Genomic DNA, 14,959 nt, shown 5'->3' on the forward strand with positions numbered 1-14,959 from the left:
CATGAGCAATATGTCATTAGTCATTCTGGGTGCGAGTGGCGATCTCACGAAAAGATTACTCATGCCTTCCCTGTTTGAGCTTCATAAACTGGGTTTAATTCCTTCCTTAAATATCATTGGTTATTCAATTGATAAATGGAACCGGGATGATTTTATAAAGCATTTGCACGATTTTTTAGCTGAATCAGGTAAAGATTTTGACGAAGCTGAGTGGCAGACATTTAGCCAGCATTTGGATTTTGTCAGCGGCTCATTAGAGGCCGATGAGTTAAAACAGCTAGAGAGCAAAGTCACCGGATCGGCACTGTTCTACCTGGCGTTACCGCCAACGTTATTTGGCCAGGCTGCACTGGCGATTGGTGAGGCCGGGCTGGCAAAAGAAGACGCTGATAACTGGCGGCGTATCCTGATTGAAAAACCTTTTGGTACGAATCTCGCAACGGCTGAAGAGTTGCGCAATCAGGTTCATACGCATTGGGACGAAACACAGGTCTACCGTATTGACCACTTCTTAGGGAAAGAAGCGACTCAGAACCTGATGATTTTTCGTTTTGCTAACCGGGTATTGGCTCCTGTCTGGGAAGCAACGCATATTGAGCAGGTTCAAATTACCTATGCTGAAACATTAGGCGTCGAAAATCGTGCGGTGTATTACGACAAATCCGGTGCTATGCGCGATATGTTACAAAACCACTTGATGCAGTTACTGACGCTGACCGCAATTGAACCCTTAGGTCGCTGGGACGGTGAAATTCTACGTGACCATAAAGTGGAAGTGCTGAAATCGATTCGTCCTACCGATGATATGGATCCCGCCGACTGGGCGGTACGCGGCCAGTACTGCGCGGGTGTGGTTGAAGGGAAATCGGTAGCAGATTACTGTAATGAGCCCGGTATACCGGTAGAAACCAATACTGAAACCTTTGCCGCACTGAGACTGGAAATCGATAACTGGCGCTGGAAAGGCGTGCCTTTCTATCTGCGCAGCGGTAAGCGTCTTACTAATAACTATGCGGAAATTGCGGTGGAATTTAAGGCCCCAGCCGGCGCGTTGCCGGGTGATTTGGCGGTGGAAAATAACTGGCTGATATTCCGTATGGGTGCCGATATGGGCATGGAAATGCATATGACTGCCAAGTTACCGGGTATGCATGTCAAAACACATAATATCGCGCTCAGCGCACCTTATGCCCAGCCGGGGCAGCATGAAGTCTCAGCCTATGAGCAGTTGTTGATTGATGCGCTTAATGGTGAAAGGGCCCACTTCTTACGCTTTGATGAGGTTGAGTGGGCCTGGCGTGCGATTGAACCGGCGCTGGAAGCCTGGAAAACAGGAATGCCGGATCTGTATAAAGCCGGGACTGAAGGCCCTGATACCCAACACCGCATTATGCGTCCGGGTCATAAATGGCGTTCACTGGTGCATCAGGAGAAACCATGAGTGAAAATATTGCTCCAGGTGCTCCGGGAGGAGCAGCGACCTGGACCAGTAGCGCGAAAGATATCGTGGGAACAGGACTCGGCAATGGCCGTGTCTGGTTCAGTATCGGTTACGGTATCCTCAATGAGGTCTACTGGCCATCAAACAGTACTCCACAAATCAGAGACTTAGGCTTTATTATTGTCGGTGAAGATTTCTGGTCAGAAATCAAACGGGTACACAACTACAGTCTGAGTACGCCAGCAGCGGGTATGCTGTTGCCAAAGATTGTTCATGAACATGAGCGCTATCGCCTGGAGCTGGAGATTGTCGCCGACCCAGTTCGCGATGCGTTATTAATTCGTTATCAGTTGGATGGCGAAGGATTAAGACTGTATCCGTTATTAGCCCCTCATCTTGGAGGAGACGGCGATGATAATACGGGCTATGTCACTGAACAGGGACTGTTGGCAGAAAAGAACAGTCAATGTCTGTTCCTGGCAGCAGAGCGAGGATTTTCTCGTGGCAGTGTCGGCTATGTCGGAACGTCCGATGGCTGGCAGGATTTTAGCCAACATCAACAAATGACCTGGGAATACTCGCAGGCAGGGCCTGGTAATATTGCGATGCTGGGGGAGCTAACCGATGCCAGCGGTACCCTGGCATTAGCCTTTGCCAGTAATCCGGAAGGAGCGATGACCCTGGCAAAGAGTGCGTTAGTGGCAGGCTTTGCACAGGCGAAGGCTCAGTATATTCATCACTGGACAGAGTGGCATAAAAATGTGCATTTTCCTCAGAAAAAACCGCTGTCAAAACCCTTAGCGGATGCCATTAAAACCTCTATTTCGGTCCTCAAAACCCATGAAGGGCGAACCTTTCCAGGGGCTATGGTCGCAAGTCTGAGTACACCATGGGGATATGCGCATAAAGATCCTGGTGGCTATCATCTGGTATGGCCGCGAGATTCGGTTGAAGTCGGGTTTGCCTTACTCGCCTATGGGCTAATTGAGGAGGTCCGCGCCTTACTGGCTTATTTAATTGCTATTCAGCAGCCAGATGGTCACTGGATGCAGAATAACTACACAGATGGTCGGGCGTACTGGCAGGGTATTCAGCTTGATGAAGTCGCTTTGCCGGTGTTGTTTGCGGCCAAGCTACATGAAGAGGGCCTGTTGGGGGATATGCATGGTGCTGTGGTAAAGATGGTACAAAAAGCGTTAACCTATATAGCGCTTCATGGCCCCTCAAGCCCACAAGATCGCTGGGAGGAGAATGCCGGTATTAACCCCTTTACCCTGTCAGTATGCATCGCTGCCTTGGTAGCAGGCGCAGAGTCCGGATTTGTGGAAGAAGGGGAGCGGCATTATGCGCTTTCTCTGGCGGATGACTGGAATGAACGCCTGGAGTCCTGGGTTTATGTCCGTGACAGTGAACTGGACAGGGAGCATCAAATTGCCGGTCATTATATTCGCCTGAACCCCGCCTGGCATTCGGCACGATATGGTCATGTCACTTTACGTAATCGCCATGAAGAAACCATCAAAACTCGCAGTCTGCTGGGAATGGAATATCTTTGTATGGTGAGACTCGGGCTACGTAGTGCGATAGATAGCCGTATCTGTGATACGACTAAGTTAGTCGATAAACTGTTACGCGTTGACTTGCCTGCCGGTCCTTATTATTACCGTTATAACGAAGATGGTTATGGTGAGCACCACGATGGCCGGGCTTTTGATGGCAGTGGAATCGGGCGTTTATGGCCATTGCTCAGCGGTGAACGCGGGCATTATGCTGTCGCGTGTGGAGAAGACGTTCAACCCTATATTGATGCCATGCTGGCATCTGCAAGTATGGGAGGGATGTTACCCGAACAAATCTGGGACCAGGAAGATATTCCGGAACGCGGTCTTGTGAAAGGACGCCCTAGTGGCAGTGCGATGCCTCTTAATTGGGCGCATGCTGAGTTAGTGAAACTTTCCTATGCCCAGGAAAGCGGTAAACCGATAGAGCGACTGGATGTCGTATATCAACGCTATGTTGAACAACCCCTTTCACTGAAGGTACGGCACTGGCGTGACTATTTATCCTGCGATATTTTGCCTTCAGGTGTTGAGTTACTGATTGAAGCCAGCGAACCCTTTGTACTGCACTATGGCTTCGATGGCTGGCAATCTTTGCAGGAAAAAAACAGTATTCCTCTGGGGCTCGGGATTTATGGTGTCCGACTGAAACCTGAACAATTAACCGGAAAGACACTCCAGTTCTCCCGTCGTTTTGATGCTCATGGCTGGGAAGAGAAAGACTGGGAATTGCAGATCAATCCCACAGTTAGCTAACGATTATTTTTGCATGGAATAGTGGCAGGGAGGGATATTTTTCTCTCCCTGCCTGTATCCGTCATACGTCAAGCAGCCTGGGTACTGTCTGTGTGGAACCCGTCGAATCACATTTTTATCTGTGCTCATCAACGCCCTGTAAGTCAGCCGCATGATTCGGGTATTATATTTTTATTTTCATTATGAAATATAAAATATCTTATTTGTAACTTAATCAGTTAAAAACATAATATTTCTATAATCATAATCGTTTTTTATAAGACTAACGATAATAAAGATATCTATATTCAGATATCCATCTTGTTACCTGTTTTAGAGTTAATATTTTCTGTGCTGAATATTTCATTTCTTTTCAGATTGTTTGAAATATAAATGCGCTCTTGTTGTTAGAGTAAAAAAGGATATCAGATGAAGGATTCTATGTCGTTAAAGTTGTTAAAGCCTGTATTTCTAACAGTTATTTTATTTTTATCTGCGTGTTCGTTAAAGGATTCTCAACAGAGCTCAACGCCACAATCCGCGGGGCAAAAATCAGACAGTATTGATTCAAATAAAACCTATTTTCCATTAGGCCACTATCCACAAGAGGTTGAGTATTGGATCCCTACTGCAGCAAAACATAATGATCTTTCAGTTATTAACCAGACTCAGCAGAGAAAGTATTTTTCTTATTTATTATCAAAATATTACGGCACGGGTGAACAGGATAAGTCCCCATGGAATGCCAGCTATATCGCGCACATTCTGAAAAATAAACCAGAAAATAATCGAGATGCCAGTATCAGGCAATTACTGTCGCCAGAAAGCCTCTCCTGGGGGGCTAATTTCAGACAAAACTCGGCGCGCTGGAAGAATGAAATCAGAAACAACAGTATGGGCGCGATTAGTACCATTTATCAGGCATCATCCCGGGCAATTACCGTTCGGGCTACGCTGGTAAGAGCCTTACCTACGGAACAGCCTGCTTATCACGACCCCCGTCGTGCTGGGGAAGGCTATCCCTTTGACTACCTGCAAATGTCAGCAATTCAGCCAGCCACGCCGGTATATATCCTGACCGACAGTCAGGATAAAGCATGGCGATATGTTATTTCACCCGGGGTGACGGGGTGGGTAAAAAGCGAAGATATCGCGACCGTTAGCCCTGCGTTTGTTAATCAGTGGACCACGCTTGCGATGAAAAATGCGGGAACATTTATTCAGCAACCCGTTTCCGTTCATCAGGGGAAGCAATTCTATTTCCTTGCGCGCCCGGGGACTATTTTACCCTTTGAATATCATCGTTCAGGATATTTTTCTGTCTTAATTCCGGTGCGAAAAGCGGATGGCAGGGCAATGATTAAATCGGTCTCTTTGCATCAGGATGTCTTCACGGCTATGCCTTGGCCGATGACACGTACCAATATAGCCACGCTGATGAAATCGATGAGTGGTCTACCCTATGGTTGGGGAAATACGCTGTTTTATAATGACTGTTCATCGGAACTGCGTAACCTGATGATGCCATTTGGTATCCTGCTACCCCGAAATTCAGCGGCACAAATAAAAGCAACTGCGCGTCTGGTTGATTTGAGTAAAGAAAGTCTTCAAGACAGAATTGCTTATCTTGAAAAACACGGTAAGGCCTTTACTACCCTGATTTATCTCCCAGGGCACATTATGTTGTATATCGGAAACAGTCAGATTAACGGTAAATCGGTGCCAATGACCTATCAGAATTTATGGGCTCTGCGTCCTGAAAATGCGGAGAGCCGCAGTATTATCGGTTCGTCGGTCTTTTTTCCGTTACTTTCTGTCTATCCGGAAAAGCCCGAAATGGTCTCTTTGGCAGACAAAAAAGAATTTAAGCTCGGTTTTCTGGAATCCGGGGATGATAACGGATAAAAATAGCTGACATCGTTTTACTGTCCGGACATCAGCAAAGCCCGGACAGTTTGATACATGACAGGAAAGTCTGTCCCGTGATGTTATATTATCTGCTGCAGAAATAAATCCAGATTCTTCCGTCCTCTCTTAGAGGTCAGATAACTAATGTCGATTAGACATTTTTTCTCTCGATAGTCTGCTCACCCCAGAACAATCGCTCTTTATCCGTTTTAGCGAAGGCAAGGGGAAGCACTTCATCACTGCCTTCTTCCCAGATTTTTTCTGCCAGCACCTCATCATAATCTGCTAATTCAAAGATAGCCTGGGCAATTTCAGGTGATGTATTACGCAAACTTGCCCATTCTCCGATATGGTGTTGTTTTTCTTGATCTGTAGACATGATGTTCTCCGTTATTGTTATTTTGGATATAAATATAGAACGTATCCTATGTTTTCGCAAAGCCTGAGATTTTTATCATAAAAAGAGCTATTTTCACCGAACGATACAGTTTATTTATTCCAGGCCATTGCACCTGAATGAATCACACCGCACTATAAGACTTTATTCCTCTATTATGACTTTTCATGGTTCACTCATGCCTGCGTTATTCTCGCGTTATTTTTCACTGAAACCTCAAGAAGCCCTGCTGATCCTTATTACCATGTTCTGGGGGGGAACATTTCTTGCCGTGCAGTTTGCAATGACGCTAAGCGATCCCTTGTTCTTTGTTGGACTGCGTTTTGCGACCGCTGCGTTAGTTGTCGGACTATTTTCAATAAAATCTCTGTCCGGATTAACGTTACTAGAGTTTAAAGCCGGGGTGCTGATAGGTATCTCTATCGCTATTGGTTACAGTTTACAGACTTGGGGTTTGCAGACTATCTCCAGCAGTAAGTCAGCCTTTATTACTGCTATGTATGTGCCGCTCGTGCCATTACTGCAATGGCTCTGCCTCGGGCGAATGCCGGGTCTGATGTCGTGGATTGGTGTGGGGCTGGCATTTATGGGCCTTATTTTACTGGCCGGGCCTGAGGGTTCTTCTCTGACACTGAGCACCGGGGAAATCATTACGTTAATTGGTGCCGTCGCTATTGCTGCGGAAATCATTCTGATCGGTGCTTTTGCCAGCCGGGTTGATATTAAACGCGTCACTGTTGTACAGCTTGCGACCGCCTCTATTATCGCTTTTGCCACTATGGTACCTGCTGGTGAAAGCATTCCTCCTGTCAGTAATCAACTCATGATTGTCGCCTTAGGTCTGGGCATTTTTAGTGCCATTATTCAGGTAACGATGAACTGGGCCCAGCGTAGTGTTTCGCCTACTCGCGCAACGCTTATCTATACCGGTGAGCCAGTTTGGGCAGGAGTCTTTGGTCGTATTGCTGGCGAACGGTTACCGATGCTGGCGTTAGTGGGTGCAGCACTGATTGTTTTCGGTGTTCTGGTCAGTGAGCTTAAGTTAAAAAGAAAACGCAAAAAAGCGTCGCTGACACCAGAAAGTTTATAGCAGAAGTTGAAAAACCAGGCATCAACAATAAATACCTGGTTTCAGATTACTGAAAAAGAAGGAAAACACGCGTTTTTCCTTCTTTGTGGTTAGCAGGCGAAAATCAATAAATTGATTTTCCTGATTTTTTTCTTTTTTCTGTTATCCGATAGTCATCAGGCTGGCATTGCCACCCGCAGCGGCAGTATTCACACTCACTGACCGTTCCAGGTAGAGGCGTTCCAGTTGAATCGAGTGCTCGGCGCGGGCCAGTCCTTGAACCGTGACAATAGCCCCTTCTCTGGCGGCGATATCTTCGCAGAGTTGACGTAGCTTGTCTGAATCTCCGTGATAGATAACGGCATCGAATGATCGAGCGAGTACCGTATCGATAGCAGAGAAATCTATCTGCTGCTGTATCTGGGTAGGTAATTGAGTGTAGAGCGCACGGTGTATTGCGGTTTCTGCCCATAAAGCACGGCTGCCAACACAGATAACGGCAGCAAGTTGTACCAGCAGATCAGACTCATTATCTGCCAGACATAACACGCATGCTCGCGGTAGCAGGTTGTAGCTATTGCGCTCGCCGGTTGGCCCGGTTAATAATCGGGTAGTACCTGACTGATTTTGTTCCGAAAATTTCCTGCAGACGGGTTCCAGTTCCGGGTGGAGGGAGGCAATCCACTGGGTTAAAATATGGTAGGTGGACTGGAATTGCTCTCTGACAGGAAGAGCCATCGGCGCCGGAGAGTCCTCGGAAGTAAAGGGGCCATTATCCGGACTCTGGGCTAACAAACGGTACAGATAAAGTGGCCCACCGGCTTTTGGCCCAGTGCCTGAAAGTCCTTCGCCACCAAAAGGTTGCACTCCGACGACAGCGCCTACCATATTACGATTTACATACAAATTACCGGCTTTCACACTACCGGTAACCTGAACGATAGTTTCATCAATACGGGTATGTACGCCAAGGGTCAGGCCATAGCCTGCGGCATTAATCTGTTCTGTCAGAGCACTGAGCTGATGACGTGGGTAACGTACAACATGCAAGACCGGGCCAAAAATTTCTTGCTGAAGCTCATCAATGCTATTTAACTCAATGAGCGTGGGTTGTACAAAGGTTCCGTTTTCCCACTTCTGCTCATCGGATTTGTTCGCATAAGTTGCCTGAAAAATCGGATGACCTTTGGTTCTCATGGTTTGAATATGTTGTTCAATGCGTTGTTTTGCTTCATCATCAATCACCGGGCCAATATCAGTCGTAAAGCGACCCGGATTGCCCATGCGGTACTCGCCCATGGCTCCCCGAAGCATCTCCAGAGTCTGTTCTGCAATATCTTCTTGCAAACAGAGAATACGTAGTGCGGAGCAGCGCTGACCTGCACTGTCAAACGCTGAGGCCATCACATCGACAACCACTTGTTCTGTCAGTGCTGAGGAGTCGACAATCATTGCATTTATACCACCGGTCTCGGCAATTAAAGGGATCGGACGTCCCTGAAGATCAAGATGGCCGGCAATATTACGCTGTAACAGTGTTGCTACCGCAGTTGAACCGGTAAACATGACCCCCCGAATACGCGAGTCATTTATAAGCGCAGCCCCGACGGTTTCCCCCTGGCCTGGCAGCAGTTGTACGACGCCTGCAGGTACACCGGCTTCCAGTAGCAGACTGACGGCCTGGGCGGCAATCAGCGGCGTCTGTTCAGCAGGTTTTGCCAGCACGCTATTTCCTGCGGCCAGTGCGGCGGCAACTTGTCCGGTAAAAATAGCTAGCGGGAAATTCCATGGGCTAATACAGACCACTGGGCCGAGAGGACGGTGAGTATCATTATCGAAGTTATGGCGTATCTGGCTGGCATAATAGTGCAGAAAATCTACCGCTTCACGCACTTCAGCAATGGCATTACTGAAAGATTTTCCGGCCTCACGTACCAGCAGACCAATCAATTGCTGCATACGATTTGCCATTAAGGTACCGGCTTTATCCAGCACTGCGGCGCGTTCTTTGACTGGTGTGGCAAACCAAATAGAGGCTGCATTCACGGCATTATCCAGTGCCTGAGAAACCTCTTCAGGGGTGGTTTCCCGGCTATAACCGACAATATCGCGGTGGTCCGCCGGGTTTTTTACCGCCTGACAGTGGTCGGCATTTTGTACTTCGTTGAGTACCGGCACCGCCAGCCATTTCTGGGTTGTACTATTGAGCAATGCTGAGGAAAGAGAGGCAAGGCGATGTTCATTTGCCAAATCAAGACCACCGGAGTTCTGTCGTGCATCACCGTATAACGCCAGTGGGAGCGGGATCTTGCTATGGGGCAGACCCGTTTTTCCTTCCTTCAATGCAATGGCTTCAACAGCGCTGACAGGGCAGGCGACCAGTTCATCCAGCGGTAAAGTGGTATCGGCAATACGATTAACAAAAGAGGTATTTGCGCCATTTTCCAGTAACCGACGAACCAGATAGGCAAGTAAGGTTTCATGGGTACCTACCGGGGCATAAATACGACAAGGACGATTGAGTTTACCGTCGGCAACATTGCCCACGACCTGTTCATACAGTGGTTCACCCATACCATGTAAACACTGAAACTCATATTGACCAGGGTAATAATTCTGACCAGCCAGATGATAAATAGCAGCTAAAGTATGGGCGTTATGGGTGGCAAATTGCGGATAAATAAGATTAGGCACCGCCAGTAATTTTTTGGCGCAGGCGAGATAAGAAATATCGGTATAGACCTTACGGGTGTAGACCGGGTAGCCTTCAAGACCGTCTATTTGAGCGCGTTTAATCTCGCTATCCCAGTAAGCGCCTTTAACCAGACGGATCATCAGGCGACGCTGACTGCGGGACGCTAAATCAATCAGATAGTCAATGACGAACGGACACCGCTTCTGGTAGGCCTGAATCACAAACCCAATACCATTCCAGCCTGATAATTCAGGTTCAAAACAGAGTTTTTCCAGTAGGTCGAGTGAGATCTCCAGACGATCGGCTTCTTCTGCATCAATATTAATACCAATATCATACTGACGAGCCAGCAGAGTTAACGAGAGCAAATGGGGATAAAGCTCATCGATAACGCGTTGATATTGCGAACGGCTGTAACGTGGATGCAGAGCAGAAAGTTTAATCGAGATCCCCGGGCCTTCATAAATACCACGCCCATTAGATGCTTTACCTATAGCATGAATCGCCTGCTGATAAGCCAGTAAATAGGCTTTGGCGTCGCCAGCCGTCAGAGCGGCTTCCCCCAGCATGTCGTAAGAATAACGGAACCCTTTATCTTCGAGCTTACGGGCATTAGCCAATGCTTCGGCAATGGTTTCTCCGGTGACGAACTGTTCTCCCATCAAACGCATTGCCATATCTACCCCTTTACGCACCAGAGGTTCGCCGCTTTTACTGATAATTCGATTCAGTGAGCTGGAAAGACTGGTTTCGTTATGAGTGGATACTAATCGTCCGGTAAATAATAAGCCCCAGGTGGCAGCATTAACGAATAACGAGGGACTGTGGCCGAGATGAGAATGCCAGTTGCCGTTACTGATTTTGTCGCGGATTAATGCATCACGCGTAGCCTTATCAGGAATACGTAATAGTGCTTCTGCAAGGCACATTAAGGCGACGCCTTCTTGTGAAGAAAGGGAAAACTCTTGTAATAATCCCTGAATGAGTCCTGCCTTACCAGAGAGGTTCTTATGGCCGCGTAATTGTTCAGCTAATCGATAGGCTGTTTTAGCGGTTTTTTCCGCTATTGCTGGTGGGAGTCTGGCTTGCTCCAGGATCATTGGCACTGCATCTGTCTCGGGACGTCTCCAGGCGGCAGTAATTGCCGATCGTGTGACGGATTGCGGCAGTATCTGTTCAGCAAATTCGAGAAAAGGCTGGGGAGGCTCTTCTGTGACTGTCGTTTCCTCGGGACCTTCCAGTAATGCGTTTCCGGGGATAGCCACCGCCGCCAGGTGCTCGTCTCTATCAAGCTGCTCCAGATAACTAAAAATGGCTTGTTTTATTAGCCAGTGGGGAGTGCGATCAATACGTGACGCCGCCGCTTTTATGCGCTCCCGAGTTGCATCATCAAGCTTTACTCCCATGGTTGTTGTCGCCACGCTTCTCTCTCCAGTGATGTTAGAACAAGTTGTTATCGAGCAATATCCATCAAGTTGCAACTTTGTGCAACCTTGTTAAAAAGCTTCTCTTGTATATGTGATGTTGCTTTCAATTATGTCACTGAAATAGCCATAAGCCGCTATTCACAGACAGGTACTCTTGATGATAAAGGTTGCACCTTTTGGTGGTTCATACCGAATAACGGGCGTGACCTGGGAATGCAAGCAATATGAAAATCTCAAAGAGAGATCGCTGTTTTGATAAATATATTGTCGGGGGGGTTGTTTTATTTTCAATGGTAATGATAATCAATACCATTGAATGCTTACCGTTCTTTACTTAAATTGACAGGTTTTCACACTAAAAGAGGTCTGGAATGTTTGTTCCTTTTCTTATCATGCTACGTGAAGGACTGGAGGCAGCGCTGATTGTTAGCCTGATCGCCAGCTATCTTAAACGTACTCAGCGCGGTCATTTGTTCGTGGCTATGTGGGTTGGCGTGGTGACAGCTGCCGCTCTTTGTCTGATTCTGGGGCTGGTAATTAATGAGACAACCGGTGAGTTTCCACAAAAAGAGCAAGAACTGTTTGAAGGTTTGATTGCTGTCGTGGCTGTTTTTATTCTCACCTGGATGGTGTTCTGGATGCGTAAGGTTTCCCGCAACGTTAAGGGGCAGCTGGAACAGGCAGTGGACAGCGCTCTTGGCAGGAAAAATAATCATAGCTGGGCGCTGATTCTGATGGTGTTTTTTGCTGTGGCGCGAGAAGGGCTGGAGTCGGTCTTTTTCTTACTTGCAGCGTTTCAACAGGATGTTGGCATAATGCCTCCAATCGGCGCGATGCTTGGCCTGGCAACAGCTATTGCGCTCGGATTCCTTATTTATTATGGCGGAGTTCGTCTTAATCTGGCTGCTTTTTTCAAATGGACCAGCCTGTTTATTCTGTTTGTCGCAGCCGGACTCAGTGCCAGCGCGATTAGAGCCTTTCACGAAGCCGGACTCTGGAATCATTTCCAGGATCGCGCTTTTGATATGAGTGAGATGCTGTCAACACATTCACTATTCGGAACCTTACTCGAAGGTCTTTTGGGTTACCAGGAAGCTCCTACTGTCAGTGAAGTTTCGGTCTATTTTATCTATTTGATCTCTGCATTGGTGCTGTTTTTTAGCCCGTGGAGTAGTAATGCTCCGACAAAAAAGGCCCAGACAAACGTAGTGCGTTAATTACCGTCGCGCAGGATATCTGCCGCGAATACATCCATTGATTGCGATACAGGAATGCGTCATGAGTCAGTCTTTCCAGTTTAGTGCCCGGCCTCTTGCTCTGGCTGCTGCTATTTTATCCTCATTTGCGGCTCAGGCCGCGGATGTTCCACAAGTAAAAGTTGTAGTAACAGACAAACAGTGTGAGCCGATGAGTTTGACGGTTAACGCCGGAAAAACCCAATTTATTATCCAGAATAAAAGTCAGAAGGCACTGGAGTGGGAAATCCTGAAAGGAGTGATGGTGGTCGAAGAGCGTGAAAATATCGCCCCTGGCTTCACCCAAAAAATGACGGTAAATCTGCAACCTGGTGATTACGATATAACCTGCGGTTTACTGAGTAATCCGAAAGGCAAACTGGTGGTAAAAGGAACCTCTACCGAGACCGGAAAAACCTCAAATCTGCTGGCGCTTGCGGGCCCTATTGCTGACTATAAGGCTTATGTCCTGGGCGAAACTACCGCGCTGGTAAAAGAGACGCAGGTGTTTACTGCGGCAGTAAAAGCAGGGGATTTAGCACAAGCAAAAGCGCTTTATGCTCCGACTCGCCAGCATTATGAGCGAATTGAACCTATTGCTGAATTATTCTCCGATCTTGATGGCAGTATTGATGCGCGTGAAGATGATTTCGAACAACAAGCCAATGATCCACAGTTCACAGGCTTCCACCGGCTGGAAAAAGGTTTGTTTGGTGATAACTCTACTGCTGGCCTGGAAAAATATGCTGACCAGTTGAACACCGACGTGCTCGATTTACAGACCCGTATCACTGAACTGGCCTTTCCTCCTGCGAAAGTTGTTGGTGGAGCCGCGGCGCTGATAGAGGAAGTTGCCGCCAGTAAAATCAGCGGTGAAGAAGAACGTTACAGCCGTACAGATCTATGGGATTTCCAGGCTAATGTCGATGGCGCAGAGAAAATTGTTAATCTGCTGCGGCCTCAACTCAACAAAGAAGCCCCTGATTTATTAGCAAAAGTGGACGCTAACTTCACTAAAGTGGATGGTATTCTGGCCAAATACCGTACTAAAGATGGTTTTGAGAGTTATGACAAATTAACCGACAGCGATCGTAATGCTCTGAAAGGGCCTATTACGGTACTGGCGGAAGAACTCTCCAAACTCCGTGGTGTCATGGGACTGGACTAAGTTAATGGCAGAGCAGATTAAGCCGGATAATCATCAACCAGCACGGCGAAAATTGCTGAAAACATTAGGCGCACTGGGAGGTGCGCTGGCTGTCGGAGGCGGCTGTCCTGTGACCGCCGCCGCACCAATAGCGACAACGGATACTGACCCCTCAGGCAATGCGCGTCTTGAAACTGAGCCCTTCTATGGTGTGCATCAGGCGGGTATTCTGACTCCACAGCAAGCCTCTATGATGCTGGTCGCTTTTGATGTGCTGGCCAGTGATAAGCAAGAACTGGAACGGTTATTTCGTCTGCTAACGGCACGTTTTGCTTTTCTGACCCAAGGAGGGCCGGTACCAGATACACCTAATCCAAGGTTACCCCCACTAGACTCTGGGATCCTCGGAGCAATGATTTATCCGGATGACCTGACGATGACTCTGTCTGTCGGAAACTCACTGTTTGATGAGCGCTATCAGCTGGCATCGCTTGCTCCTGCTCAATTACAGAAAATGACACGTTTCCCTAACGATTCTCTGGATGCCAGCTTGTGTCATGGCGATATTTTGATACAAATTTGTGCTAATACAGCGGATACCGTGATTCATGCCTTACGAGACATTATTAAACATACCCCCGACTTACTGAGCGTTCGCTGGCGGCGTGAGGGATTTATTTCTCAGCATGCTGCTCGCAGCAAGGGTAAAGAAACACCGATCAATCTTCTGGGTTTTAAAGATGGTACAGCAAATCCAGATAGCCAGAATAGTATACTCATGGATGAAGTCGTCTGGGTGACGTCCGATCAAGATGAACCCTCATGGACAATAGGGGGCAGTTATCAGGCTGTTCGTATTATTCAGTTCAGGGTGGAATTTTGGGATCGAACACCACTACAGGAACAAGAGACTATCTTTGGTCGGGATAAGTACAGTGGCGCACCGTTGGGAATGAAGCTTGAACATGATACTCCTGACTATAGCGCCGATCCCGATGGTGACATTATTGCTCTTGACTCGCATATCCGTCTGGCAAATCCCCGTACTCCGGAAACACAATCGAGTTTGATGATGCGTCGTGGCTATAGCTACTCATCAGGTGCAACAAAATCAGGGCAGCTGGATATGGGACTGCTGTTTGTTTGCTACCAGCATGCGCTGAATAGTGGTTTTATTGCTGTCCAAAAACGGCTCAATGGTGAAGCCCTGGAGGAGTATATCAAGCCTATAGGTGGCGGTTATTTCTTTGCTTTACCGGGTGTGATTGATAACCAGCATTACCTTGGACAGGGATTAATGGAATCTTGATTTGAGGGGATATAATAAAAAATAAGAAAATTTTCGC

At 47.5% G+C, this 14,959-nt stretch carries 9 protein-coding genes; 7 read left to right on the top strand and 2 right to left on the bottom strand.

Annotated features, from left to right (window positions below):
- The first annotated feature begins 1 nt into the window (after nt 1).
- The 3 genes from zwf (at nt 2) to Q1A40_RS08835 (ending at nt 5,640) form a co-directional block, all read left to right on the top strand.
- Nucleotides 2-1,441 carry a glucose-6-phosphate dehydrogenase gene (gene zwf / locus Q1A40_RS08825; RefSeq protein WP_299999350.1) on the top strand — a complete coding sequence of 480 codons (1,440 nt, stop codon included), beginning with the start codon at nt 2-4 and terminating at the stop codon, nt 1,439-1,441.
- Entirely contained in the window at nt 1,438-3,756 is a 2,319-nt protein-coding gene (locus Q1A40_RS08830; protein ID WP_299999352.1) for a glycoside hydrolase family 15 protein, read from the top strand. Before zwf ends, Q1A40_RS08830 begins: the two co-directional genes overlap by 4 nt.
- Before the next feature lie 408 nt (nt 3,757-4,164).
- Entirely contained in the window at nt 4,165-5,640 is a 1,476-nt protein-coding gene (locus Q1A40_RS08835) for an SH3 domain-containing protein (protein ID WP_299999353.1), read from the top strand.
- Between the two features lie 154 nt (nt 5,641-5,794).
- Here Q1A40_RS08835 and Q1A40_RS08840 read toward each other — a convergent pair whose 3' ends face one another.
- Nucleotides 5,795-6,022, bottom strand: a complete 228-nt coding sequence (locus tag Q1A40_RS08840; protein ID WP_299999355.1) for a YccJ family protein — start codon at nt 6,020-6,022, stop codon at nt 5,795-5,797.
- A 196-nt stretch (nt 6,023-6,218) separates the two neighbouring features.
- Here Q1A40_RS08840 and Q1A40_RS08845 point away from each other — a divergent pair, with 196 nt between their 5' ends.
- Nucleotides 6,219-7,130 carry a DMT family transporter gene (locus Q1A40_RS08845; RefSeq protein WP_299999357.1) on the top strand — a complete coding sequence of 304 codons (912 nt, stop codon included), beginning with the start codon at nt 6,219-6,221 and terminating at the stop codon, nt 7,128-7,130.
- A gap of 141 nt (nt 7,131-7,271) precedes the next feature.
- On the opposite strand, the gene putA is transcribed toward Q1A40_RS08845, so the two are convergent.
- A complete protein-coding gene (gene putA / locus Q1A40_RS08850) occupies nt 7,272-11,225 on the bottom strand; it encodes a trifunctional transcriptional regulator/proline dehydrogenase/L-glutamate gamma-semialdehyde dehydrogenase (protein ID WP_299999359.1) in 3,954 nt (1,317 codons plus the stop codon).
- Nucleotides 11,226-11,602: 377 nt separating this feature from the next.
- On the opposite strand from putA, the gene efeU reads away from it, so the two are divergent.
- The 3 genes from efeU (at nt 11,603) to efeB (ending at nt 14,922) form a co-directional block, all read left to right on the top strand.
- Nucleotides 11,603-12,448, top strand: a complete 846-nt coding sequence (efeU, locus tag Q1A40_RS08855; protein ID WP_299999361.1) for an iron uptake transporter permease EfeU — start codon at nt 11,603-11,605, stop codon at nt 12,446-12,448.
- A gap of 61 nt (nt 12,449-12,509) precedes the next feature.
- Nucleotides 12,510-13,634: an iron uptake system protein EfeO gene (gene efeO / locus Q1A40_RS08860; RefSeq protein WP_299999363.1), complete on the top strand. Its 1,125-nt coding sequence runs from the start codon at nt 12,510-12,512 to the stop codon at nt 13,632-13,634.
- Between the two features lie 4 nt (nt 13,635-13,638).
- Entirely contained in the window at nt 13,639-14,922 is a 1,284-nt protein-coding gene (gene efeB, locus Q1A40_RS08865; RefSeq protein ID WP_299999364.1) for an iron uptake transporter deferrochelatase/peroxidase subunit, read from the top strand.
- Nucleotides 14,923-14,959: the final 37 nt, after the last annotated feature.

Source organism: uncultured Cedecea sp. (assembly GCF_947498825.1).
GTDB lineage: Bacteria > Pseudomonadota > Gammaproteobacteria > Enterobacterales > Enterobacteriaceae > JGM124.

What these genes read in the sequence shown, in the direction of transcription:
- Q1A40_RS08830 (WP_299999352.1), top strand. Translation starts at nt 1,438, where the DNA reads ATGAGTGAAAATATTGCTCCAGGTGCTCCGGGAGGAGCAGCGACCTGG.
- zwf (WP_299999350.1), top strand. Translation starts at nt 2, where the DNA reads ATGAGCAATATGTCATTAGTCATTCTGGGTGCGAGTGGCGATCTCACG.
- efeB (WP_299999364.1), top strand. Translation starts at nt 13,639, where the DNA reads ATGGCAGAGCAGATTAAGCCGGATAATCATCAACCAGCACGGCGAAAA.
- Q1A40_RS08845 (WP_299999357.1), top strand. Translation starts at nt 6,219, where the DNA reads ATGCCTGCGTTATTCTCGCGTTATTTTTCACTGAAACCTCAAGAAGCC.
- Q1A40_RS08835 (WP_299999353.1), top strand. Translation starts at nt 4,165, where the DNA reads ATGAAGGATTCTATGTCGTTAAAGTTGTTAAAGCCTGTATTTCTAACA.
- Q1A40_RS08840 (WP_299999355.1), bottom strand. Translation starts at nt 6,022, where the DNA reads ATGTCTACAGATCAAGAAAAACAACACCATATCGGAGAATGGGCAAGT.
- efeU (WP_299999361.1), top strand. Translation starts at nt 11,603, where the DNA reads ATGTTTGTTCCTTTTCTTATCATGCTACGTGAAGGACTGGAGGCAGCG.
- efeO (WP_299999363.1), top strand. Translation starts at nt 12,510, where the DNA reads ATGAGTCAGTCTTTCCAGTTTAGTGCCCGGCCTCTTGCTCTGGCTGCT.